The 26,968-nt window shown below is 43.5% G+C and carries 10 protein-coding genes; all 10 read left to right on the top strand.

Annotated elements, in window-relative coordinates:
- Nucleotides 1-3: 3 nt before the first annotated feature.
- The 10 genes from tssF (at nt 4) to AC1HJP_RS09540 (ending at nt 26,965) form a co-directional block, all read left to right on the top strand.
- On the top strand, nt 4-1,728 hold the full coding sequence (gene tssF, locus AC1HJP_RS09585; protein ID WP_480361607.1) for a type VI secretion system baseplate subunit TssF: 1,725 nt from the start codon (nt 4-6) through the stop codon (nt 1,726-1,728).
- Nucleotides 1,728-2,741: a type VI secretion system baseplate subunit TssG gene (tssG, locus tag AC1HJP_RS09580; protein ID WP_480361606.1), complete on the top strand. Its 1,014-nt coding sequence runs from the start codon at nt 1,728-1,730 to the stop codon at nt 2,739-2,741. Before tssF ends, tssG begins: the two co-directional genes overlap by 1 nt.
- A gap of 27 nt (nt 2,742-2,768) precedes the next feature.
- Complete coding sequence (gene tssI / locus AC1HJP_RS09575) at nt 2,769-6,125, top strand: type VI secretion system tip protein TssI/VgrG (RefSeq protein WP_480361605.1); 3,357 nt, start codon at nt 2,769-2,771, stop codon at nt 6,123-6,125.
- Between the two features lies 1 nt (nt 6,126).
- Nucleotides 6,127-9,291 carry a DUF2169 domain-containing protein gene (locus AC1HJP_RS09570; RefSeq protein WP_480361604.1) on the top strand — a complete coding sequence of 1,055 codons (3,165 nt, stop codon included), beginning with the start codon at nt 6,127-6,129 and terminating at the stop codon, nt 9,289-9,291.
- A complete protein-coding gene (locus AC1HJP_RS09565; protein ID WP_480361603.1) occupies nt 9,288-10,346 on the top strand; it encodes a pentapeptide repeat-containing protein in 1,059 nt (352 codons plus the stop codon). The genes AC1HJP_RS09570 and AC1HJP_RS09565 overlap by 4 nt, the downstream gene beginning before the upstream one ends.
- 2 nt (nt 10,347-10,348) lie before the next feature.
- Nucleotides 10,349-10,996 (top strand): DUF3540 domain-containing protein, encoded by a 648-nt coding sequence (locus AC1HJP_RS09560; protein ID WP_480361602.1) that lies wholly within the window; start codon nt 10,349-10,351, stop codon nt 10,994-10,996.
- Between the two features lie 5 nt (nt 10,997-11,001).
- Nucleotides 11,002-11,400, top strand: coding sequence for a DUF4150 domain-containing protein (locus tag AC1HJP_RS09555; RefSeq protein WP_480361601.1), 399 nt, complete (start codon nt 11,002-11,004; stop codon nt 11,398-11,400).
- Between the two features lie 77 nt (nt 11,401-11,477).
- Entirely contained in the window at nt 11,478-12,803 is a 1,326-nt protein-coding gene (locus AC1HJP_RS09550; protein WP_480361600.1) for a TAXI family TRAP transporter solute-binding subunit, read from the top strand.
- Nucleotides 12,804-12,821: 18 nt separating this feature from the next.
- Nucleotides 12,822-14,267: a tetratricopeptide repeat protein gene (locus AC1HJP_RS09545; RefSeq protein WP_480361599.1), complete on the top strand. Its 1,446-nt coding sequence runs from the start codon at nt 12,822-12,824 to the stop codon at nt 14,265-14,267.
- Nucleotides 14,268-14,347: 80 nt separating this feature from the next.
- Nucleotides 14,348-26,965 (top strand): Ig-like domain-containing protein, encoded by a 12,618-nt coding sequence (locus AC1HJP_RS09540; RefSeq protein ID WP_480361598.1) that lies wholly within the window; start codon nt 14,348-14,350, stop codon nt 26,963-26,965.
- Nucleotides 26,966-26,968: the final 3 nt, after the last annotated feature.

Raw genomic sequence — 26,968 nt, 5'->3', positions numbered from 1 at the left:
AGTGTGAATACCCTGACTTTTAGACAAGAATTAAATAAGTTAAAAACCTTTGCAACTCAGCCAGGTGCTGCCAGTGCAGGGTTACAAGATGCGTTAAACAACCCGCAAGCACATCCTGATGTGCAGCGTATATTAGAAGGTGTAGCGTATCTAACCGCTGGTATTCGCGATGAACTGGACAGCCAATTTCCGCGCTTATTAACATCGTTGGCGCAACATATTTGCCCGCAATATTTACGTCCATTGCCGAGCAGCACCGTGATCGCATTTGAGCCAAAAGCCAGCTTATTAGATGCGCAAACAACTGCGAAAGGCACTTATATCGACTCGAAAGCAAAAAATGGCATTAGCTGTCGCTTTAAAACCACGCAAGATGTTGAATTGTTGCCATTGAGCATTAGTAACATCGTTAAAATCGATGCAACGTCCGAGCAAGGTGCAAAAGTACGCGTTGATTTTAAAATGCTGAGCGGCATGACGTTAGACGCGGTGGCTTTCTCTAAACTGCGCTTTTTCTTAGCTGACGAGTACAGTGAAGCGGCCGATCTGTTCTTTTTACTGTCGCAGCATTTACAGGCCATTACCATCACGGCCAATGGTAGCGTGAATTTGCCTACCAAAGCGCTGTCTCAACCTTTGGTCAACCCAAGGCAAAGTATATATCCGCAAAAGTTGGGTATGATGCCAAGCTATGACTTACTGCAGCAATACTTTTTATCACCTGCGCACTACTTATTCTTAGACTTAGACTTATCGCATTGGCAAAGCCGCGGTGCGGGTAGTCAGTTTAGTATTGAGTTCCAACTTGAGAAAACCTCACACCGCTTAGGCTTATTGACTAATAAGTCACTGCAGTTATTTGCGACGCCAGCGGTGAACCTGTTTGAGCAGGACTCAAAAACTGTGATGATCAGCAATGATGAGAACCAGTACAAGCTTCTTCCTAATGGTCCGCAAACCAACGACAGTACTGAAATTTACCAGATCAATAGCCTGCGCAGTATTGCCCGTGGTGCAGAGCAAGCACGCGATTATGCGTTATTTGCTGGCTTTAGTGAGCGAGGTGTTGAGGGAGACTATTACGAGCTGGTCTATCAAGGGACACAAGATAACCCTGATATCGCAGTTAAGTTGGTGCAGTCTCAGCACAACCCATTGCAAGATAAAGAAATGCTATCTGCGCAATTGACTTGTAGTAACGGCCAATACGCCAATAAGTTGTTGATTGGTGAAATTTCTGTGGCGACTGAAAACTCTCCAGAACTGGCGACGTTTAAAAACATTGTGGCACCCACTCAGGCAAGGCGTCTACCGCTCGAGTCAAAGCGTTTGTGGCAGCTGATTAGCAATCTATCGTTAAACTACTTGTCACTTACTGATGCAGAGCAACTGAAAGCTTTACTTAGCCAATACATTGCACCGGATCATCAAGATTTAGCGGGCAAAATTGCCAATGAGAAAAAACTAAAAGCCATTAGCAAACTGAGTGTTAATCAGCAAGAAACCTTATACAAAGGCCACTTCATACACGGTCAACAAGTATCGCTGACCATCAAACCTGAAGGGTTTGCAAGCTTTGGTGATATGTATGTATTTGGTGCGGTACTTGATGCGTTTATGGCGAGTATGGCGCCAGTAAATGTGTTTTCTCAGCTTCAGATCATTGATGAGACAACCGGATCAGCCACCGACTGGGCGGTAAACCTTGGTGATAAGGCGTTTATCTAATGTCGCAGCCACAGTACCTAACTCGAGTTCAAGATGACAATCAGCAGTTACAGCAACTGCTGAATAATCCTGCTGCATTTAGTTTTGAACGTGCTATTTCAGTGCTTGAGCAGGCGTTGCTTATTGCCGGCTTAGATCCTGAACTGGCGCTCGATATCGTGCCGAGCTTAAGCTTAAAAGTGCAGCAACAAAGTGTGTTGTCTGTGACTGAAAAAGAGCAAGGTGGTTATTGTGTTGAAGTCAATCTATTTGGTTTATACGGTGCCAATTCACCACTGCCAAAGCAAGATACCATCAAGCTGCAAAGTTATGAACAAGATGACTTACGTGCACCTAAGCAGTTTTTAGATCTGATCCATAAGCGTTTATATCGCTTGTATCTAGATGCACTCAGAAAGTATGACGTATTAACCCAAGTGGTTGAAAAACAAAATCAAGACTACAGCCAGTTATTGCATGCATTTTCAGGCTCCTTGGGTCGTGATGACGTGCTGCCTGACATTGCACAGTTGCTAAAATTTGCCCCGTTGTTTAATCAGCCTCGTCGCGGCATTTTGGGATTAGAGCAAATTCTCAATGAATTACTCAGTGATATTCCTTTCACTATTGAGCAATGTGCTGAGCGCAAGTTTCTAGTACCCGCACAGTTTAAAAACGCACTCGGTAAGCAGTGTCATGAATTGGGCAACGACCTGATGTTAGGCGATCAGCTTAAAGACAGACACAGCAAGCTCGCCATAAAAATGGGCCCCATCAGTCAAGCCCGTTTTGATGCCTTGGTGAATGAACCAACGCAATGGCAAACCTTAGTTAAATTTATTCGGTTTTATCTCAACACCCCACTGGAAGTTGAATTACAGATTTCTGTGCCAAAAACCGAGGCGCAGCAAATTCAGCTTGGCCAACAAAAATGGGGACAGCTGGGCTTTGATACTTGGTGTTTTAACCAAGCGAGCTTAGCGAAATCGCAAGACTCAGACGCGGTGTTCATAAACCGCTTAAAAGTAAACTGAGCAGCAGACTAATAGGATAAAGAATTAATGGCGACACAAGTTTCATATCAATTTACTCACGAAGCACTGACCGCAGCCGATCATGTGCAGGTAGTGCGCTTTGAAGGCCGTGAAGGCATTTCACAGTTATTTGAATTCACCATAGAGCTATTATGTAGCAACGCAGATCTTGATCAGGACGATATGCTCGATAAAGATGCCACGTTCAGCTTTGCAATGGGTGACGACAAGCGTGTTGTACAGGGTATCTTGAGTGAATTTGACGCCATTAAACAGGTTAATAACCAAGTTCTATATCAAGCCGTGCTAGTACCACGTCTATGGCAGCTGTCATTGTATAAAACCAATGAAGTCTATTTAGACATGACCACACCAGAAATGATCAAAGCGGTCTTAACAGAAGGTGGTTTGAGCGATATCGATTACGATTTTTCTCGTGTTGATGAAGGCAATACAAAAAAATACCGCAAGTGGCCGTTTAAGCTGCAATATGCTGAAAGTCATTTAGATTTCATGTCGCGTATGATGGAACGCGATGGTATTTATTACTTCTTTGAAGCCACAGAAAATGGTGAAAAAATCATTTTCTGTGATGACTTAAACCATCACAGCGGTATTGAAAACAGCACCATTAAATACCTACCAGCCAGTTCGTTAGAAATTAACCAAGCGGCGAATACGGTGTCTAACTTTATTGCTCAGCGCCAGCGTCTACCTAACAAGGTATTATTACGTGACTACAACGACAATACGCCGTCGCTTGATATCAAAGGCGAATACGTGGTTGAACCACGTGGTAAAGGCGAAGTGTACGTCTGGGGCTTAAACATCGAAAACTCAGATGAAGGCCTACATTTGGCAAAAGTCAGTGCCGAGCGATTAATTGCAAAGCACCATACTTACAGTGGCGAAAGCACTATTTGTCGACTCGTGCCGGGCTTTTTAGCTAGCCTAGAAGGTCATTTCAGAGCTAAGTGTAATATTGAATATCAAGTTGTCAGCATCGAGCACCAAGGTATTAACCCTGAGATTGTGCAAGAAGCGACAAAGCAACAGGCATACGAAAATCAGTTTATTGCCATTAGCAGCGATACTCAGTTCAGAGCCGAGTTACTGACGGCGCGCCCTGAAATTCATGGCAACTTAAACGCCTTTGTTGACGCCTCTGGTGATGGTCATTATGCCGAAGTTGATAAAGAAGGGCGTTATCGCATTACCTTACCTTTCGATCGCGTTGATCGCGAAGGTAAAAAAGCCTCACATTACATTCGTATGAGCCAACCTTTCTCTGGCGAAAATCAAGGTATGCACTTCCCGCTGCGCAAGGGCGCAGAAGTATTATTAAGCTTCATTGGCGGCGATCCAGATCGCCCAGTGATCTCAGGCTCGATCCCTAATGCTTCACAGCCTAGCGTGGTAAACGAAGAAAACCAAACTAACAGCCTGATCAAAACCGGTGCGGGTAATAAGATTGAGCTTGAAGATAAAGATGGTAAAAACCGCATTAAGTTTGAAACGGGTGACTCTGAAAGTTACATGCATTTAGGTGCGCCTAATCATGCCGGAGATGGTGTAGTAACTTTAACTAAAGGCATGGAACGCAAAGAAGTGATGGGGGGGCAACAGATAACTGTCGTTGTTAAATCTGATGATGAAGAAAACCGAACAAGTAATTACGACCAGTTAGCGCATACAGAAACGGGTAAGAAAGACGTTGCAGATACGAAAGATCTAATCATCGAGCAGGGACTGTTTCAATTTGCAATAAAAGATGAAACAGGTTGTGGCAAACATGATGATGGTTTTGAAGATTTGTCAGAATTAGACAAAATTCAACTTTTAACTGAAGGCAAGACAAACCGAGTTAAAGAAGCTGGCACCATGACGCGAGAAACAGAGTTGTCAGGTAAATACTTAATAGAGCGTCGTGTCGGTGATAAATACACTTGGACTGATGGTCAAGAATACTATTATGGCGGCGGTAATGTATTTGAGTTTGGCAATGGTTACACCGAAGTGCATGCGGATGAAGGTGGTTGTGATGGTGAAGAATACTGGCCTGATAAAGAAAACAGGCTTGGTGTACCTAACTTATTTGGTGCAACAACGAATGACAGTGATATTGAAAAGTTACAAACTGAAATAGAATCTTTAGAGTCGAATCAAAAGATTTCAGATTATGAAGAGTCGCTAGATTTGCACGAGAAGTTCATTTTCACCATTGCAGACTTTCATTCCAGAATTAAGACCCCAGAAGCAAATAAAAATAATCAAGATGATGAAATAAAAAAAGAAAATTTAGAAGTTTATAAGAATGATATTTACCCAGAGTTTATAAATAGAAAACAGTCAATAGAAAAAGAAAGTGATTTATCAGACAGCAGAAAAGGCTGGATTTCAGAATTGAATTTAGAGCCTACAACAGATGAAGGTTTTTCTGAGAGCTATGATAAAAACTTTACAAACTTGAAAAAAGCTTCTGTACCTGAAAAGCCATCTGAGTATTCACAATTAGAAACGCTTCGAACTAAATATGAACGTGCAGTAAAAAAGAACACGCAGAAGATTGCTGAGAATGCTTTAGTCGAAAAAACATGGGCAGATACATTTACCTATCAAAGCGGAAATAACTACGAATGGGGCGATACCTGTGATTATGCTTTTGGTGGTGGATATGCTGAAAACCTTCCTGAAGATACCGAAATAAATAGCAAAAGTTGGCCTCATGACATAGTGAAAGACGGTCCCGATGTAAAATCAATTAAAGGGAAAAAAGTTTCTTTAAATATGGACGTGGCTGATATAGAAAAAACAGTCTTAGATGCATATGGCTACACCAAAGGAAACACCATTGAGGTGGTTGTTGGTGATACCGAGGCTCATGTCCATGGTGATACCTATGAATATATAACTGGTTATAGTTTTTGTGAAGTTGATGGTGATACAAAAGAAAAGGTAACCGGTAATACCAAATCAATTTATCACGGTGGCGTAAATGAAATGTTCATGGGGGGAACAGTGTCTTCGAATTTAGCAGCTTCTCACGAGACTGTTGTAGGAGCTGCAAGTTCTATTATGGTTGGCTTAGCAAATGAAATGTTTGTAGGTGGAAAAATTACTTTTGAAGCTGGTAAGGAATTATCGCTCAATACTGCGTTAGAAATACAGTTGAAGAAACTTGATGTTCAGAAAAAGGCTAATAGAATCAAAAAGATTGGTCAGCATATAAGTAAGCTCAATGCCGATCTAAAAAACTCAAATACTGATATTTCGAAAACTAATGCAGAAATTAAAAAGCTAAAAAGTAGAATTGAAAAAGCTAAAGCTTCTATTAAAGACACCAAAGTTGAAATTAAGAAAGCTAGTATTATAACGGTTATTTAGAATGCAGATTTCTAAAAGCACGCCCTTAGTCGCCTCACATAAAACCATACGTTTCGCTGAGAAGAATATCTTCTCAGTGACAGGCATCATTCCGTTTTCATTGCTTGATGGCAGTGTAAAAATGGAACAAGACTTTTACGAGGCCCTTGGCGAAGTACTTGAATTAGGCCAGTTCGATTCAGGGTTACCTAAAGACAAGCCAGAATACCTAATTAATGGCTGTTTCTTTGCGCCTAACGCAGAACCTGTTGAAGCTGGTTATGTGCAAGCACAGGTAGGTCAACTATCAAAAAAACTACTCGTCAGTGGCGAGCGCTTTTGGCAACTTGGCGGTTTACCAAGCAAACCGAGTAAATTTGTGTCTTTACCGCTATTATCAAATTATGCGTTTGGCGGTGAGGGTTACTCTTTAAACTCGCAAGGCAAAGGCTATCACGCTGATGAAGAGGGAGTACATTGGTTACCGAATATCGAATATCCGTTGTCATTGGTTACCAGTAAAAGTGCCGAGGGTAAACCTGCATTTTTCTCACAAACCAGTGTGCAAGATATGCCGAGAGCCAAATTATTAGGCCCAGTTAATGCAGACGACGATCCATATGCGTTACCTAAAGACATTAATTGGCTGTATTTTAATGATGCCCCAAAAGATCAGTGGTTTGATGCGCCTTTAACTGGGCAAGAGCGTTATCACTTTCAAAACATGCACCCTAATTTCGTCATGCTTTCAGGTGAATTACCTACTTGGCGTTGTCGTGCGTTTGCAAAACGAGTGTTGAATACTCAGGGTGAACAAGCTGCTATAGAAGACTCACAAATTGACGAAATTCCTATGGTGTTAGATACATTGTGGTTTTGTCCTCATAAAGAGCTAGGCGCTTTGGTATTTCATGGTTCAATGGGCGTTTCAGACCGCTCTGCAACTGACGTTAAACATTTACTATTGGCCTTTGAAGACGCAGATGACCATAGCCGTGATAAAGCGTGGTATGAACGCGCCCTGCGTAACCGTGAAAACGATGAGCTAGCGCTTAAATTTATGTTGTATTGCCGAGATATTATTCCTGAGTCGGTTGAACTTGAGAGCGACAGTGACGATGATGATCCTGACGCCTTGCAAGACTTTATGACAGGTAATATCGACAGCTTTATGGACAGCATGGAAGCGCAAGTGATGAGTGATGTGGCTAAGCAAGCAGTTGAAACTCATAAACAACTATTAGAGAGTGGTGTCGTAGAAAACCTTGAAGCTGCTATGGCGCCAACCGTCAAATCTATCAAAGCATTAGAAGCGCAAGGAGCACAACTTAGTGCAGCAGATAAAGCCTTGCTCGACAAACTCAAAGCAGAGCAAAAACCACTAAAAGAGAAGCTTTTAAAGCTAAAAGAAACCATCGCATTTCAGGCGTTGATGGCGAAAGACGTGCAGGCCGCTTTGGCATCAAAGCAAGTAGATGACCCAGAGCTACAAAAGTTGATGGATTTTATCGCGTCAATTACCCCTATGCGCAAAGACAAGCCAAGCGAAATAGATTTGGCTGCGGTTGATTTAAAGAAACTAGACCAATTAGATGAAAAAATTGCGGCGTACATGGCGACGCAAATGGCGGCTATTCTACCTGATGTACAACAGCAGTTTACTGAGGGTAAAGCTCAGTTAGATAACGCATTGCAAGAAGTGACAAAGCTGAAAGCTGAAGCGCCTGAAAAAGCGCAAGAAGCAGAGCAAGAATTATTGGCTGCCAAAGCAAAGTTAGAATCATCTGAGCAAGATGTTTTAGCCATGCTTTCTGATGAAGATAAGCCATCTGAGTTGATAAGACCTCCGGCCGGCGATAGTTTGGATGATGCAGAACAGCAAATTAAGCAGCAAATTACCGAAGCCGAACAGCAACTAACTGAGTTATCTCAGCTTATCACAGGGCAGGTTGGGGTTTTGCAGTCGCAACTCGCACAATTGCCTGCTGAGAGTGAGCAAGCTCAGCAGTTACGTGCTGAAATCTTTGAATTGCAAAACAAACTCGACTCAGAAGATATTTTAGACAAATTAAATGAAGGGCTGGTGGCCATTCAGCAACAAAAAATAGAACTGGATGAAAGCGTACCTGAATTAAAGTCGGCTTATGCGATGGGCGCGCATGCGATGGCTGAGGGGCTATCGCCACATCTTTTACCGGTTACTGAAGTACAGAAGCTGTTTAACGCTAAGCGTTTAGCTGATGAGTCTCTTCACGATGGTGACTGGGCATGCCTGAGCTTTAGTGATGAGCAGTGGCTACTAGTCGATGTGTCTTTCAGCTACTTTGAGCAAACAGAGTTTAGTCATTGTACCTTCACCGACGTTAACTTCGATAAGGCGATTTTGGCGCGTGCGAAATTTACAGAATGTCATTTTGAACGTTGTACGTTTAATGAGGCAACACTAGGCGCAAGTGAGATAAACGCGTGTACTTTTAAAGCGTGTGAGTTTAAGCAAACCATTCTTTCTAATGCCAACATAAGCAAAACTCAGTTTACTGGGTGTCTGCTCCATGACAATGACTCACTAGAGATTGCCATGTCGCAAGTGCTTTTTACTCGCTCAGAAGTCCATGACCTGAACTTTATCGAAAGTGAGCTCACTCAGTGTGGTTTTGTTGAAAGCAGTGTGAAAGATTGCGTTTTTATTGAAACCAAAGCCCCTGCGCTGTTATGTCAAAATTCACAATTAAGCAGTTTAGTACTAACTGACGCACAGTTTGAGCAGGCTGATTTTAGTGGTTGTAGCATGACTGTGGTGGCATTTTTTGGCGATAGCGACCTATCAGGTGCCAATTTCTCTAAAGTAACGGGCGAAACAGTTAACCTTGCTGGTGCAAATCTCAGTGGTGCTAATTTCAAAGGCGCTGATATTACAATGGGCTACTTTGCTGAGTGTAACTTTAGTCATGCGGACCTATCTAGAACGGTACTACGCGGTGCTAACTTCTCATTTGCGAATTTACAAGACGCTAATTTACACAGTGCGGACTTGATGGAAGCAAACTTCACTGGTGCGCGTTTGGTCTCTGCAAACTTTAGGCTGAGTCACTTATTTAATGCCTTATTCTTAGAAGCAACCTTAGGTGATACACACTTTGCTGGTGCTGATTTATCACAGACTTTACTTGAGGAGTATCGTCCATGAGTAAGCTAGACATTCAAGCAAGGGTAAAGGGTGGCGAGGCACTAATCAGCGAAGTTGATTTCAGTGGCCTTGATTTATCTGGGGTTGATTTTACCGGTGGTATTTTCTCTGATGTTAATTTTGATGGTGTTGACTTCACAGGCAGTGACCTTCGAGAAACCCAGTTTTTAGCATGTAGTTTTAATGGTACCAACTTCAGTGAGTGTGATTTGCGAAATGCAGACTGGGTGTCGTCAAAAGGGCAGTCGGTAAACTTTTCTCGTGCTATTATGCGCCACTTTAATTGCATTGAAGGCCAGTTTCCTGCGCTTAATTGTAGTTACGCCGATTTAGATGAATCCAACTGGGTCGAATGTCAGCTAACAAAGGGGCAATTTACTCATGCGCAGATGGAAGCGGTGTCTTTTATTGAAAGTGATTTATTGGAAGCGAATTTCGATGGTGCTAATTTAAAGCGCGTCGTAATTTTGGAGTCAGAGCTTCGCGCTGCAAGCTTTAACAATACCTCTCTTGAAATCGTTCAGTTCACCTCGAGCAAAACCAAAGGACTCGATTTTTCTCAAACAGCCAGGGTCAAGACCTTGCAGTTTGGTGGCTGTGATCTGAGTTTATGTCAGTTCACGGGTCTTGATTTAACGGGTTCGGGTTTTATGGAGACGAATTTAGACCAGACCTGCTTTAAGGGCGCAAATTTAACACAAGCTTTATTTTCGAAAAGCCAAATGGTCAAGGTTGATTTTAGCGATAGCACTTTAGACCAAGGCGTGTTTCAGCAAACTCGTTGGGTAGGCTGTAAGGCGGCAAATATTTCCGCAGTTGAGGCGATTTTTAGCGAAGTGAAAATTGATGCGTGTGTGTTTAAAGGGGCTGATTTTACCTATGCAGACTTTTCACATGGCGCTTTATACGCGAGCGACTTTTCAGGCGCGACACTGAGCAATGCGAACTTTCACGAATTATTAGATGGTGGTGTGATTTGGCAAGGGGCAAACAAAGGTGATGTGCGTCCAACCGATCCTAAACGCAAACAAGCAGAAGAATTTAAGGCGAAATAGTCATGTCAGCAAATATTTCTCATTTTAACCCTGTGATGGCCAGTGGCCAAGAAAGCGCCCACATAGTGCAGATTGCTAATAGTGGTCTGTTAGTAAAGTCGGCACATGGTTTATACAAAGCAACTAAAGCAGCGTCATGTTTATTAAAGCCAGAGCTTGGCGACCTAGTATTAATCCAACACCTTGAAGGTAAAGTTTGGGTGCTAGCGGTGCTTGAACAAAAACAGGCGCAACAAAGTGTATTAGCGGTTGAAGGCAATTTAACATTGCAAGCAGCGCAAGGTGACATTGCCCTTCAGGCAAATAATATACATCAGCATGCTGTAGATAAACTTGGTCAATCTGCGCAGCAGATACAACGCTTATCAGAGCAAGAAGTGAGTATCTCAAAATCTTACAAGCAAACCACAGAAGATGCCCAGTTACAGTTTGAGACTGCATCATGCCAGGGCAAAACAGCAACCATGAAAGTGGGTACATTTGTACAGAATGCCAAGCAATGTATTCGTCAGATTAAAGAGCTAGATAAGCTTACTGCGGGTAACGTACTGCAGACTGTCAGACACACTTTTAGTACACAGGCAAAAACCACCATCTCTACTGCATCTGGTGAGATGCGTATTGATGCTAAACGTATTCACATGGGGTAATTGATATGTTTGTAAATACGCAAGCGGGTGCAATGAGTATGGCGATGCCTGATGTGTGTAAAGTGCCAAATGCTCCAGCGCCACCGTTCATACCAACGCCATTTCCGAATATGGCAATGTCTACGATGGCCACACCGAATCAAACAAAGATGATGATTTTAGCTATGCCGGCACATAACTTGGGCACCACCACAATGATGACCAGTGGCGATGAAGCGGGTGCTATGGGCGGCATGGTATCAAATATGATTAAAGGTCCTGCTAGGCATGTCAAAGGCAGCACTAAAATGATGATCGTCGGTATGCCAGCAACGCGCCTTACTGATCAAACGACCCAAAATAACATGAATGCTATGGGTACTACGGTCAAACCAGCACAAACTAAGGTGATGGCAATGACTTAGTGATAGTGACCGAGTTTTTATAATTTAGACCCAATTACAACACAGATTTATAGATTTATTTTCAGGAAAAGAAAACCATGCAGTTCTATTCAATTCGCCCTTATCTTAGCTGGGGTTTAATGATCGCGGCAATTTTTGGCGTTATCTATTTAGGTTACTTACAAGGTAACCAAAGTAATATCTTAAAGTTAGCCACAGGTGAGCGCGGCAGCTATGAGCACCAAGTAGGGCTGGAATTGAAAAAGGCGATAGAAGCACGTTCAGATTTTAATGTTGAACTAGTAGCCAGTGGTGATTCAAACTTTAACCGCAGCTTACTTCAGGCGAATAAAGCCGATATCGCGATTATGTCGCCAGCGGTATCATCATTTAATAACCTAGCTGCGATTGCACCGATCAGCGAAAATGTTCTTCATGTGATTGCACGTATGGGCAGTGGTATCGATACCATTACTGATTTATCGGGTCGTCGTATTGCGATGGGCGACGCACAAAGTGATGATCGCCAGTTAGCAATTAAAATGTTAGAGCACTACCACGTAGACCCTCGCACAGTGCGTGCTAAAGAAGTTGAATTTACACGCCTACTTGATTCAAATGAATTAGACGGTGCAGTTATCTCGGCCAGTACACACAGTGAATTCCTGAAAACATTATTAAAAACTGGTCAGTTTTACCTAATTCGTATTGATGCAAATGAAGGTATTGCCAATGCAAATACACATGTGATTGCCAGTGATATCTCGGTTGGCGCATATGCATCAGTGGATGGCCCACTACCTGCGAATTGGACACCGAGCATTATTAATCAGGGTATTTTTGTTACCAAACAGTCGGCGCCAGCGTACATGGTAGAAACCTTTTTGAATGTTTTATACAGCAAGCAATTGGTGCAGTCTTACCCTGTATTGGCCGATTTTAAAGCGCAAGAAGGTGTGTGGTTAGATCTTGAAAGTCATCCGGCAGCAGTGCGTTTCTTTAATCCTTATGGTGCGTTAAAGACCACTTTTTACGATGCTTTGTTGTCACTTTGGCATGTGAAGTATTGGGTACTTTGTGTGATTGTGCTTGTACTGACACTGCGTTCACGCATCAAAGCGCATCGTCAATCTTGTATTACAGCTGACAATGTTGAAAAGCTTCGTCGTATGCAGTTATTACTTGAAGAGATCAACGAACATGAAAACCTACAAGCTCAAACTAAAGACTACCGTTTATTGGTGCGTCGTTTAGAAGAGGCGCGTAAGATCAAACAAGATGGATTAGCGGTCGGTACTGAGTTAGACATGCTTGATTCACATGTGTTTGTTGCCTTTATGCAGCAATGTGATCATGTGATCCGCGAGATCCAAAACAAATTAAACGTTGGTATGCACTCTGCCAGCACTGCGGCAGCGCTATAAGTACAGGTGGAGTGAACAATGAATAAAAAACCATTAGCAGTGGCATTAGCTGCTGCAATGGCCTTGTCAGGCTGTAATTTAGTCCCAGATTTTGAGGGGATGAATCCATTTGCAGATGACACGCCAAATACAGCGAAAGACACAACAGCAGAGTCTGATATTACCTCGGGTCAAGTCAGTGAAGACATGTTTACTAAGGTTCTTCCTAATTACGAGGTGCTTGATCCACTATATGCGCTGCGTTCAATTGGTGACTTTAATAAAGGCTTGATTGCCTACCAAAATAAGCAGTTCACCGAAGCGCTGTCGCATTGGTATCCGTTGGCAAAAGATAATGATCCACAAGCGCAATATTATATTGGTGTGATGTACTTGCAAGGTCAGGGTCTGACGCTTGATTACGAACAAGCGCGCGCATGGTTAGAGCAAAGTGCTTCTGCCGGATTTATCGAAGCGCAATATGAATTAGGTAGCCAGTATTTATCGGGTGTGCGTTTTGAGAAAAACGTTGAGCTAGGTGTACGTTGGTTATTCTCTGCAGCTCGAAAAGGGCATACTGCGGCCCAGTTTGCAGTTGGTTTGTTGTATCAAGAAAATAGTATTCCGATGTCAGCTAATCTGATGGCGGTCTATCAAGGTGAGCAATCAGAAGAAGCTAACCTGAAACAAGCATTCAAATGGTATGAAAGTGCGGTGTTGCAAAATCATGGCGCAGCAATGAATAACTTAGCTTGGTTATATCTTCACGGTAAAGGGGTAGAAAAAAATGAAGCACAAGCATTCGACTTATACCAACGTGCTGCAAAACTCGGTGTGGTAGATGCGCAATATAATTTAGCCTTGTTACTTGAACATGGTAAAGGCGCACAGATTGACTTACAAAACGCGCTGTTCTGGTTAAGTAAAGCAGCGAGCAACGGCCACTTAAAAGCACAGCAACATTTACCGCAATTACAAAAGCGAATTGAATTTTTAGATTCATCATTGGTGCTTTACGGGCTAACCCTGTCTCAAACAACGCGTGTTGAAATGCGCGATAAGTTAGTCAATAGCGGTGCTTTGAAGATCCGTGAAGAAGACAACTATTGGTTTGATATCTACGAGTCATCACAATTACTCAAAGGCACAGACAGAGTCTTCACGGGTTACAGTTTGAAAACCAATCAATTGGCTTCTATCGAATATCGTTTCCCTGCGCATAATGATCCGAGCAAGGTCTTAGACGTTATCGAATTGATAAAAGATAAATATGGTGCGCCAATCAAAGCGACAGGCGAAATAAGTTACGGTAAAATCCACTACCAATGGCAAGTAAAAGATACCTTAATTAATGTTATCCGCTACTGGCCAGATACGAGTGTGTACCTGTCTTACCATATAGCTGATCGCTATGATCAGATGCGTCAAGAAATGCCTGAATCAGCAGAAATTGAAAAGCTGAACCTCAAGTTTGAAACCTACTAAATTACCGCGGTAAATCAAGAAGTAACGAGATAATAATGCAAGTTTTAAATCATTTTGTGGCCTTAAGCGCAAGGCTACTTATGTTGTTAATGATAGTGACACTCAGTGCCTGTGGTGGTGGGGGTGAAGAGGACGGTGACAATGCCGAGCCAGTAGATGCTGGTGGTTTTGAATTCCGCTTCAATATCGATGAAGATACAGCTGGCACAAAGCCTGCCTCGGTAAGGCAAGGTGAATCACTGAAATTGTCGATATTTGACTCAGCAACAGGCAAGCAAGACTTTGGTGTGTATGTGTCTCAAGATCACCAGTCTTATGAGCAAGACCTATACACTTGGACGGTCACGCCGAGTCATATGGCACGCTTGAGTAGCACAAGAGGGTACGAGATTGAAGTGACCGCTTTAATCCCGGGCGATTTCAAATTAACAGCTAAAAATGATAAACGCATCATTGAAACAAGCATTAGTGTTTCTGAATCTGTTTTACAAAGTATCGATGTCTCACCTACTAATGTGAGCCGTTATAAAGGGCAATCCTTCCAGTTTAGAGCGACAGGTAATTACAGTGATGGTGCGATTGTTGATCTCACCGAGGCTGTAACTTGGGCGTCTTCAGGCAGTGTCGTTGAGGTGAGTGAAACGGGTATGGCAAAAGCCATGGCTGTTGGTGAAGCGAAAGTAACCGCGCAGTTAGGTGATATTTCAGGCTCTGCGGTAAAAGCCGTGACACCTGCAGCTATTACAACATTAAGCATTGCCGAATCTCAAAATATGCCGCTTGGTCGTACCTACCAATTACAAGCCATGGCGACTTACACGGATGGTACAACGGCAGATTTAACCGAACAAGCTCAATGGCTTTCAAGCAATGAGCAAAATGTCTATGTCACAGAAATTGGCCTTGTGAATGCGCTATCACAAGGAACAGCAAGCGTGCAGGGCAAAATTGACGACGGTTACGGTCTGACAATTAACAGTAATGTCATGGCGGTAACGGTTGAAGATAAGTTATTAGATAAGCTAGAGATTATTCCTCTTGACCCAGAGATCAACGCTGAAAACCCGGTTATTGCATTAGAAAAACGCAAAAAAGTGACCGTACAGGGCACTTATTCAAACCAAGAAGTACAGTTATTTAGTATTGCTGATGGGTTAGTGTGGCAGTCGTCAGATGAACAAGTTGCAGTGCTGGAGCACGACGAAGAAGGGACTTTTATTCGTACTTTTATTGAAGGCAACACTCAGATCACAGCAACTATTAAGAATCGTCGTGATGAAGATGTCGTGGCAACCTGGGCATTAAATGTAAACCGTCCAGCATTAAGCAAAATTGAACTAACATGGCAAAGCGGTGACATTGCTGCAGGTGAAAGTGGCACTTTTGCGGTACTGGGGACCTATCAAGATAATACGACGCGCGACTTACTCAAGACCGAAGATGTCGTACTTACATGGCGCTCAAAAGACATCAACTTAGCTGACTTTGTTAATACAGAAGTGCCTTACGAGTTAAAAACGTATAAACAAGGCACTGTGCAAGTAACCGCAGAAAGCACCAATATTCTGGGTGAGTTAATTGTTTCAGAGCCATTTGAATTAAACATCAATCAACCTAAAGTGAAAGCGGTTCGCATTGATGTTGCAGCCCCGCGTTTGATCACTGATAAACGCATTGTGATGCCACAAGGTACCAATGCGGTATTCCGTTTAACCGAAATTTACACGGACGACTCTGAGCAAACAGCCAACTTTGATGAATGGGTTTTAACCAACCAAAAAGTTGTTATTAATAAGCAAACAGGCGAAGCCGTTGCAAATTCACAAACGCTAGACTCAGACGATGCTGAAGCCGCTTATTTAGGTGAAGTGCAGTTAATTGCGAGTCGAACTATTGCTGACAATACGTTTAGCGATCAGATCACCATCTTTGTAACTCCACCTGTATTAAACAAGCTGATTGTTGTGCACGAAGATGCTGTTGATTCGGTTCAAAAAGGCTACAACCAAGGTGAAATTGAGAACTTTAGAGCGCTAGGTACTTACTCTACGGGCCGAGCTCAAGATTTAACTGAATACGTCACTTGGCGTTCGAGTTCAGACACAGTGACTCAGCAAGCAACGGTCAATCAATTTAGATTAGATAAACAAGGCTCAGTGACCATTACTGCTGAATTTATCGACCCAAATGCCAATAACGCTAAAGTGGTTGCAGACCTATCTTTTGATATTGTTGCGCCATTACTAACAGGGTTAAAAATTCTTACCAACAGTACTTCTGTTGCATCGGGTTACAGCATCAGTTTTGATGTCGTAGGCCAGTACACAGATGAAAACTTTGCGCAAAACCTGACGAACTTAGTCGCTTTTGCAAGCTCACATCCTGAGTATTTAAATTTTAGCGACGCGTCGACGCCAGACAAAAATGTGGCTAAAGCAACGCGTCCAACAGAAGCTGACAAAGTAAACCTGACAGTGTCAGCAGAGCTGGCAAATGCCAACCAAGAGTTAATTAAAACGGACTTGGCGATCATCGTAAAACCAGCCTTACTCGAGGCGATCCGCTTATTTATCGATAATAGCCGATTAGAAGATTACTGCCGCAATATGCCTAAAGAAGGTGATGCAACGCCATTATCTTGTTTTGCAATACCAGCAGGTGTTGCAAGCTATATTGATATTGAAGCGTCATATTCAGATGGCTCATCACTGCACTTAGATGAAACAGGACTGGCTGAGCTAAATATCGATTGGACGGTATCAGATGAGAGCGTAGCAAAAGTCTTAGCGAAAGGCGAAAAAGATAACGATAAAGAGATTGCGACTAGTCGTGGTGTGGTTGAAGCCATCGCAGCAAATTCAAGTTTCGACGTTAAAGCTGAGCTAGTAAATTCAGCAAATCAGACAGTGTCGGCAACCTTAGCATTTACAACGGTTGCGCCAGTGATGGAAGCAATCAATGTATGGGCGGTGAGCGATGCAAACCATCCGTTACGTAGTGTTAAGACCATCCCGCAAGATCAGTTAAGTCAGTACACTTATACTACAACGTCTCCTGATTCGCCGTTTAAGATGTCTGTCGGTGAAAATCAGTTCATGGTGGCATGGGCAACTTTATCAGATGGCAGTTATAAAAATATCACCTTTGATGAAGACGCTGATGGTCGACCAAGTGAACAGGTAAATACTGAATGGCAGGTTGGCAGTGAATTTACTCGCTTCTTAAAAGTGAATAATGGTGAAGAAGCAACAACTTCGGTTAATGAAGGCACAGTGACTTCACTGGCAAACAGTGCAGATCTTATCCCGGTATTAAGTGTTACAAAAACCAATAGTCGCGCATTTGGTATTTCGGGTAATGCTTATTTCACTATGGGCATTCCAAAATTAAGACATGCAGCGATAGCACCACAAACACCGGTTATTCATAAAGGCGATAGCATCGATTTTACCGTTACAGGCTTTTTTACAGACGGTACATCTAAACCTCAAACAGAAAATATGACTTGGCGTTCTACTGATCCTGCCATTATCAATTTTGCTGATGAAACGGTTGCAACAGCCAAAGCCGTTGAAATCTCAACTGGACCGATTGGCATTGAAATGACACTCACACCAGAGAGCCAAACACCAATTAAGGCTCAGGCGTCAGTGGTTGTGCGTCCAAAAGTGCTACGCCGCATTGAGCTGGGCGCGTCATCTGGCTATAGAGCCATTGCCGCTCATATTGCGACGCCTGAAGATATGCCAGCGGGCAGCATACGTTTCCCGATGGGGAACCGTTCAACAATTTTAGCCACTGGTCATTATTCTGATGGCAGCCAAGATAACCTAGAAGCTATAGATATTGCCGAGGTAAATAACACTCAATGGTCGATTGTTACAACTAAGGTAGATGGCGCTGAACAAGCTGGCGAAGTAGCAAGTATTGACCAAACGGGTGTGATCACACCTATTCAAGCGGGTAATGCTGAAGTAACCGTGACACAAACTATTTCTCAGTACGAGAAGGTGACCGTTGACGGGCGCTCTGAATACAAAAAAGTACAGAAAACGCTGACGAATACATTGCCAATTCGTATTGAGAATGTGTACCCGTTAGCGGGCTTAGAAGTACTACCAGCGGGTATTGTGACTGAGTTTATGCCAGTGAATACCTCTCGCCAGTTCCAAGTATGGGCAAGCTTTCAAACTCTTGACGGTGTTAATCGTGTCGATATTAGCAAGTTAGTAAAATGGTCAATCATTGCTGATCCTAACTTTACTTTCGGTACATTGGGCAGTGGTGAAAATGCGGGTTTGTTTAACGCACAGCGTGCTGGTGATATTTCTATTAATGTTGATTACATCGATATTTATGGTGACACGCGAGTGCAAAGTCGTGCTCAGCGCATCACCGGACTTGATAGCATAGAAATTGTTGCCGACAGACAGCAGATCTATAAAGGTGAGACATTAACACTGACGGCATATGGCGTATTTAAAGCCACGCCAACCGTTAATCATAAAGAAAAACTACAAGGCAGCTTATTGTCTTGGCAAAGTCTATCTAGTGCTGCGGTATTCAATGATGCACAAACATCGCAAAGTGGTGTAGCGAGTGTGGTTGTATCATCTTTAGCGGCGGCAGAGCTGGCGCAAATTCGTTTAGATTATGATGATGGTCAAGCGCAGTTTAGCAATACCTTTGATCTTACAATTAAAGCGCCATTGCTAACCAACTTAGTATTATCAACAAGCAACACCTCAGTGCCGCTGGGCTATCATCGTACCTTGTCAGTTGACGGTGTGTATTCTGATGAAACTCGCCGAACGTTAACGGCGAACGAACTTGAACCGCTTGAATCTAGCGCTATGCAGTGGTTGTTTAATAGCAGTTTTGTGAGAGTTCAGAAACAAGCTGATGCAATTCAACTGCAGACATTCCAATATGAAGCGCCAGAAACGTCAACTCAATTGAGTATTAAGACGCAAAACGACAAGGGCGAAACCATCACTTCTAATGTGCTTACATTTAAGATTGGTAAACCTGAAATCGAATCGCTGTCAGTCTCTGCAGCACGCACACAACTGCCTGCTGGCTTAAATACGCAAATGAATGTCAGTGCGATATTAACCGATGGCACCACTAAGGTACTCGATAAACTTGATGGTATTAGCTGGCAATACGACAGCGCATTGGTTGAAAATATCAATTCTCTGGGCGTATTACAAACGGCTAAAACAGTACAAAGTAATGTCAGTCTAAAAGCGCAATACACTGCAGCTTATTTAGCACCTGAGTCTAATTCATTGCTTGAAGCCAGTACATCAATTGACATTATTGCGCCAGTGCTAAGTAATGTTGAATTTACTGAAGGAACCAGTAAGTCAATCGCGAAAGGGTTAGTGTTTGAACTGCCTGTCGCTGGTACTAACTCGGATGGTTCTCGTGTTACTGCAGTTGATTTTAACCGCTTGAACTGGTCAACCAGCAACCCGAGTGCGGTGAAGTTTGAGCTAAACGCACAAGGTCAGCGTACAGGTCGTTTAATTGCAGATAACCCAGGTACATCGCAAATACGCATTGGTGATACAGAGCAAACGGGTGTTGAAATTAACAATGCTGGTGACATGATTGAAGTCACTGTAACACCTGCACAATTACAGCGTTTAAAACTATCGACCCAGGCAGGGCAGTCTACGTCTGTACAGCAAGGCAGTACTGTGCAGTTAAATGTATCGGGTATTTTGACGGATAGTTCTGAAGTGTCAGTGGCAAGCAGCACAGAAGTGGCACGTTTTGAGTCGAGTAACCCAAGCGTACTAACAGTGAGCTCGACAGGTGTGGTCAATGTATCAAATACAGCGGCACAAACGTCAGTGACAGTGACCGCGCGTGCGAAGAATAGCTCAGTCCAAGATGGCCAAATTACTTTCACAGTACAGCCACCAAAAGCCACTCAGTTTGAATTATCAGACAAGGGTATTAAGGTCGTAGCTGGCAGAAGCCATACGTTCACAATCGCGAATACTTTCGATGCCTTTGGCGCACCAATCACACTTGATGCTACTGATCTGGCAAAAGTAAAATGGTCGTTAAAAGAGGCAGCTGATAGCCAATTTGCCGCAGTAAATGTGAATACTGGTGAGGTAACAGTACAGCCGGGCGCACCAGAAGATACTCGTATTGAAATCGTGGCTGAAATTAATGAAGCCAACTTACAAGTTTATGGTGAGACTTATCTGTTTGTGAGCCCTGCGGTTCTAACTAATATTGAAGTGAAAGGGCCAAGCGAAATTGCAGCAGGTGCCTACGGTCAATATACCGCAACAGGTACTTATTCAGATGGCTCGGTTGTAGAGAATTTATCAACTGGCTTTGTTTGGCAGTTAACTGCAAATACCAGCAGTGCAGTAATCAACTCGTCAGGTCGCGTACAAGCAATTGGTACGCAGGGAGAAACTTTCTCAGTAACGACACAAACAGACAGTGGCGTTACAGTAACTGCAAAAGCGGTAACCATTGCAGCAGCTGCGCCGATCAAGTTAGTGATCGTCGAAGACAATGCCATTGTAAACCTTAATCAAACTCAGCAGTTTAGTGTGAAAGCGCTTTATTCAAATCAAACAACAACCTCCTTTGATCAATTCATTAGCGTGCCGGCAAGCGATTTGACTTGGGTTGTGCACAATGAACCAGCCCTAGAGCCGGTGGCGAGATTTAATAGCACGGCAGGTGAGCTACTTGGCTTGCGCAAAGGGGTTGTTGGGATCAGCGCAACCTTGACACTAGCAACGGGTGAATCATTAGTGGCTAATGCATCGGTTACGGTATCTGACGCAGTGCTGACAGGTCTTGAGATCACAGGTGCTAATAGCCTGATTGCAGGCTTACAAAGCCAATATCATGCAGTAGCAACGTTATCGGATGGCACGCAGATTGAGCAATATCAACAAGGTATGATCTGGCAAGTGACGTCTAGTAATGCAGTGGTGGATAGTCGCGGTATGCTGGTGGCGGGTAACACTGCCAATGAGACGATCACACTGACTGTGCGCAACGCAGATAACTCGGTAAGTGCCACTAAGGACGTTACTATTTCGAGTGCTGAATTAGTTGATATTCAGATCCTTGAGCAGGGTAAACAAGTCACTATCAATGGCACACACAATTACACTCTACAAGGGCGATTATCGACTGGGGTGACGCTGAATGAGAGTGAATTAACTACATATTTTAATGACCAAAGCTTAACACCTGTTTGGTCTAGCTCTAATCTGAACGTCGCAAGTGTAGATCAAAGTGGCACAGTAACAGGTATCAATACAGGCACAGCGAGTGTTGCAATTAGTGTTGCCCATGGTACACGTTATTTAAGTGCTTCAAGCGATATTAAAGTGGGCGATGAAGTACTTACTAAAGTGACAGTGAAGGGGCCTGAGACTTTAGCATTTGGTCAAACCGCTGATTTCAATGCTGATCTAGAGTTTAGCGATGGGTCTTCATTAACGGCCATTACTGATGAGGTGATTTTTGTTGGCACAGATAGCAGTAATGCGCAAACAGTGATGTTAGACGGTCAATTGACGATTGCTAAAAATGGTAACTACAGTGTCGTTGCAACGGCAACGAGAAATGGCACGACGGTTAGCAGTGACCCATTCACAGTGACAGTATCTGGTGTTTTAGCTACGCGTCTTAGCATTGACTCAGCGAGTAATATCACGATTAACGCGCCACTAACACTAAGCGCAACAGCTTATGACCATGTGGGTAGCACAGTCAGCTTCAATAGCAGTGATCTTGTTTGGACGGTGAGCGATCAAGCCATTGCTAGAATTCAAAATGGTAATCAACTGGTTGGGATCAGCGAAGGTGTAGTTCAAATCAATGCAGAATTAAAACTGGCAAACAACACTTATGTAAGTGCATCTCAATATGTGTATGTAGGCAGTGCTGCGGTTTCAACGGTTGCAGTTACAGGCACAAGCACACTTGCTGCGGGTAACCAAACAGACCTAACTGTGAATGTGACTTATGCCAACGGCATTACACTGTATGACTACCAAGGTGATATTACTTGGACTATTTCAGGTAGTAATGATGCCAACATCACATCAACGGGTGTGTTAAGCCATACAGCGACAGCTCAAGTGACTGTGGATATTACAGCGCAAGTGGGTGGCGTGACGTCAAGTAGTCATAAAGTGACACTGAATACAGCAGAGCTAGTTGCCTTAACTTTAATTGAAAATAACCTGTCACTGGTAAAAGGCCAAAGCCAGACACTAACGGTACAAGGTACTTACAGTAACGCGTCTACAGCGTCATTGGCTGCGACAGAAGTTACGTGGCAAAGCGGTAATACTGACATAGTGACGGTTGATGAAGACGGTACTTTATTAGCGATTGCACCGGGAACGACGACTGTGAGTATCTTTAAGCAAGTTGGTAATGTGATGTTACGTCATAGCCAGGTTGTAACAGTGGTCGCTGCACAGGCAGATAACGACCCGCTTGATAAAGTGACAGTAACAGGTCCTTCAACGCTAATGCGTGGTCAGCAAGGCCAATACGCAGCGAACTTAGAGTATCGCAGCGGTCGTATTGAAAATGGTATGGTAGGCGACATCTTATTTACAGCGACAGATGCTTCAACATCGACTGAAAGTGTTGTCACAGATGGTAAGTTCAGCACGACTAAAGCGGATACTTATAGCCTAGTTGCGACAGTAACGAGAGCGGGAGTAGAGACGACCAGTGCAGCATTTACTGTGACGGTATCAGGAGAATATGTTGCAGAGCTCACGATTACGTCAGCAAGTAGCACGACCATTAATGCACCAATAGATTTAACATTCAAAGCGATAAACTCAGTAGACACAGATGTGACATCAAGCGTGACGGCATCCGATGTTAAGTGGACGGTAGATAACCAAGCGATTGCACGTATTAATAGTTCAAATCAGTTAGTGGGTGTTGCTGAGGGGACTGTACTGGTCACGGCAGAGTACACCAATAACGGTATGACAGTTCGTGCAACACAGAATGTGTATGTAGGCAGTGCTGCGGTTTCAACGGTTGCAGTTACAGGCACAAGCACACTTGCTGCGGGTAACCAAACAGACCTAACTGTGAATGTGACTTATGCCAACGGCATTACACTGTATGACTACCAAGGTGATATTACTTGGACTATTTCAGGTAGTAATGATGCCAACATCACATCAACGGGTGTGTTAAGCCATACAGCGACAGCTCAAGTGACTGTGGATATTACAGCGCAAGTGGGTGGCGTGACGTCAAGTAGTCATAAAGTGACACTGAATACAGCAGAGCTAGTTGCCTTAACTTTAATTGAAAATAACCTGTCACTGGTAAAAGGCCAAAGCCAGACACTAACGGTACAAGGTACTTACAGTAACGCGTCTACAGCGTCATTGGCTGCGACAGAAGTTACGTGGCAAAGCGGTAATACTGACATAGTGACGGTTGATGAAGACGGTACTTTATTAGCGATTGCACCGGGAACGACGACTGTGAGTATCTTTAAGCAAGTTGGTAATGTGATGTTACGTCATAGCCAGGTTGTAACAGTGGTCGCTGCACAGGCAGATAACGACCCGCTTGATAAAGTGACAGTAACAGGTCCTTCAACGCTAATGCGTGGTCAGCAAGGCCAATACGCAGCGAACTTAGAGTATCGCAGCGGTCGTATTGAAAATGGTATGGTAGGCGACATCTTATTTACAGCGACAGATGCTTCAACATCGACTGAAAGTGTTGTCACAGATGGTAAGTTCAGCACGACTAAAGCGGATACTTATAGCCTAGTTGCGACAGTAACGAGAGCGGGAGTAGAGACGACCAGTGCAGCATTTACTGTGACGGTATCAGGAGAATATGTTGCAGAGCTCACGATTACGTCAGCAAGTAGCACGACCATTAATGCACCAATAGATTTAACATTCAAAGCGATAAACTCAGTAGACACAGATGTGACATCAAGCGTGACGGCATCCGATGTTAAGTGGACGGTAGATAACCAAGCGATTGCACGTATTAATAGTTCAAATCAGTTAGTGGGTGTTGCTGAGGGGACTGTACTGGTCACGGCAGAGTACACCAATAACGGTATGACAGTTCGTGCAACACAGAATGTGTATGTAGGCAGTGCAGCGATTTCAACGGTTGCGATTACAGGTGCAAACACACTTGCTGAAGGTAATCAGCTTGATTTAAACGTCAATGTCACTTTCGCTAATGGCATTACTATTAACAACTATCAGGGTGACATCACTTGGGCATTATCTGGTGTAAACGCTGGTGTGAGTTCAATTACCACTGAGGGCGTGTTAACCCATACAGGTTCGGCTGGTGAAACAGCCAGTGTGACGGCGACAGTTGATAGTGTTACATCAGCAACAGCACACTCAGTTTCACTTACTGCGGCAGAGTTGGTGTCTCTAACCTTGGTTGAGAACAATGTGTCTCTGGCAAAAGGTAATAGTCAAACGTTCACTGTGAAAGGCACATATAGCAATGGAACAAACGCAACGTTAGCAGCCAGTGATGTCAGCTGGCAAAGTGCAAATAGCCAGATTGCTTCAGTGACATCGGCTGGCCTAGTGAAAGGTGAAGCTACGGGCTCAACCAGTATCAGTGTGTTCAAGCAAGTTAATAATGTGGTGCTTAGTAGCAGCCAAGTTGTGACTGTTACAGCAGCTAAATTAAGCTCAGTAACGATCAATGCATCTAGTACTGAGATTGCTTTGGGTAATAGTTTGACACTCACAGCAAGTGCTAAAAATTCTGACGACTCAACACCGACAATCACTTCTACTTTCTGGAATACTGCAAGTGAACTGTTCTCTGTAGATAGCAGCGGTAAAGTAACAGCAATGAAAGCGCAAACCAGTAGCTCTGCGACTGAAGGCGATATTCAAGTGACTGTGACCACCAGCAACAACGAAACAATGACACAAAGCATTGCGCTTAAAGTGGTTTCGCCAGTAGTGTCTGATTGGTTTATTGAAAACCAAACTGCGGCACGAGTACCAGAAGATATGGTCGCTAAGCTCAACGCGTTTGCTGTTTACTCAGATAAAGAAGTGAGGTTACTCACTGCAACAGACAGTGTAGTCTGGCGTGTGTCATCAATTACAGGCACAGGCTTCTCTACAAGTGATGTGGCGATTCAGCAGCTAGAGGCCAACTCAGGTACGGCGTATGTATTCATTAATAGTTCGGCGCCAGCCTTAACTGACGATGTAACTGCGACGATTGAAGCAACTTATAACAGTCAAAATAAAACTTTTGATGTGGTATTTGCACAAGGTATTACTGAAAGCAGTGTAACCCTATCAGCACAAAGTAATGATGTTGCTGATAAGCACGCGATTCAAAGTTCGGTTAAAGCAATATATAGCTCAGGTGTGAGCTTTGATGTGACTGAACTATTCGATATTACCGAAACTGCAGATACACCAGCAGCGGGTCAAACTCGTATTTCAGCAGCATTGAAAACAGAGTTTACTACTGTTAAGCAAGTAACAGCGCCAACAGATGTTGACGTAGACGTTATCACGAGCACGATAAGCTACTACGACATTCAGGGTAAGCAAACATTACAGATAGGCACTACTGAGCAATTAACTGTGGTTGCACAAGCCACAGCTGCAAGCCATGTTTTTGGCGTTCAGAAAATTGCAGAAACGCCAGCATCTTGGGCAAGCAGTGATACCACGATTGCTGAAATCAGTACTGAAGGTGTTGTAACAGCAAAGACTGCGGGTTCTGTTACATTCACAGCAACTTTAGCTGATAGCACAACAGTCACTCACACTGTTGTGATTGAAGATACTGTGACTGCAATGGCGGTTACTGCAAGCACGCAAACTTGGCCGATTGCACAGACTAATCAGTCATTGCAAATTCCATTAACGGCTTCGTTTAACTATGTGTCGGGCAATACGGTGACTGCGAATGAGTTAGTGCGTTGGTCCAGCAATACATTAAGTGTTGATTACCAAGGTAATGTACTTGCGCCGACGACTACTGGCACACATACAGTGACAGCTGAGCGTTTGATCAGCGGCAAACTATTCAGTGAATCGATCACATTGACCTTTATTGCAACCCAGCCAACAAGCTATGCGGTTGCTAATAAACAAGATGCACAATCGAACCCTATCTTTGGGCAATTTATTGCAACGTCTAACTTTAATGGCGATACGGCATTTGATGTCACGCCATGGTTTGCATGGAAGACCACAGACACGGCGGGCAATACTTTAGATCAAGTATTAGGTTATCAACAGACAATGTCTGAATTAGCGCCACTAGGGGCCGTGACTAGCAAAGACACTAACTTCAAAGTGGCCGCCCAATTAGTGGGCGCCGCTTCTGACACAATAGACGAAGAAGAGTATGACTTTGACTTTAGCGGTACAACTGCACTGGAAATTCAGAGCTCAGGCAGCGTTGTGACAGAGGTAACCATTGCTGACAGTGCTTCGTCTACAGTCGCTGTGTATGCAACAGCCGCAGATGGCACTAAATACAATGTGACACACCTGGTTACTTGGTCTGTAGATACCGCTGACCTAATTACATTCAACTTAATTGATTCGGGTGAAATCACCCGTGTAGCAGCCGGAGATGTTGTTGTAACAGCAACATTCTTTGCTATGACAACCACATTCACGGTGAAATAATAT

Source organism: Pseudoalteromonas sp. NFXS53, assembly GCF_056629255.1.
Note: the sequence above shows the minus strand (reverse complement) of the source record. Positions and strands in the feature narration are given on the sequence as shown.

What these genes read in the sequence shown, in the direction of transcription:
- tssG (WP_480361606.1), top strand. Translation starts at nt 1,728, where the DNA reads ATGTCGCAGCCACAGTACCTAACTCGAGTTCAAGATGACAATCAGCAG.
- tssI (WP_480361605.1), top strand. Translation starts at nt 2,769, where the DNA reads ATGGCGACACAAGTTTCATATCAATTTACTCACGAAGCACTGACCGCA.
- AC1HJP_RS09570 (WP_480361604.1), top strand. Translation starts at nt 6,127, where the DNA reads ATGCAGATTTCTAAAAGCACGCCCTTAGTCGCCTCACATAAAACCATA.
- AC1HJP_RS09565 (WP_480361603.1), top strand. Translation starts at nt 9,288, where the DNA reads ATGAGTAAGCTAGACATTCAAGCAAGGGTAAAGGGTGGCGAGGCACTA.
- AC1HJP_RS09560 (WP_480361602.1), top strand. Translation starts at nt 10,349, where the DNA reads ATGTCAGCAAATATTTCTCATTTTAACCCTGTGATGGCCAGTGGCCAA.
- AC1HJP_RS09555 (WP_480361601.1), top strand. Translation starts at nt 11,002, where the DNA reads ATGTTTGTAAATACGCAAGCGGGTGCAATGAGTATGGCGATGCCTGAT.
- AC1HJP_RS09550 (WP_480361600.1), top strand. Translation starts at nt 11,478, where the DNA reads ATGCAGTTCTATTCAATTCGCCCTTATCTTAGCTGGGGTTTAATGATC.
- AC1HJP_RS09545 (WP_480361599.1), top strand. Translation starts at nt 12,822, where the DNA reads ATGAATAAAAAACCATTAGCAGTGGCATTAGCTGCTGCAATGGCCTTG.
- AC1HJP_RS09540 (WP_480361598.1), top strand. Translation starts at nt 14,348, where the DNA reads ATGTTGTTAATGATAGTGACACTCAGTGCCTGTGGTGGTGGGGGTGAA.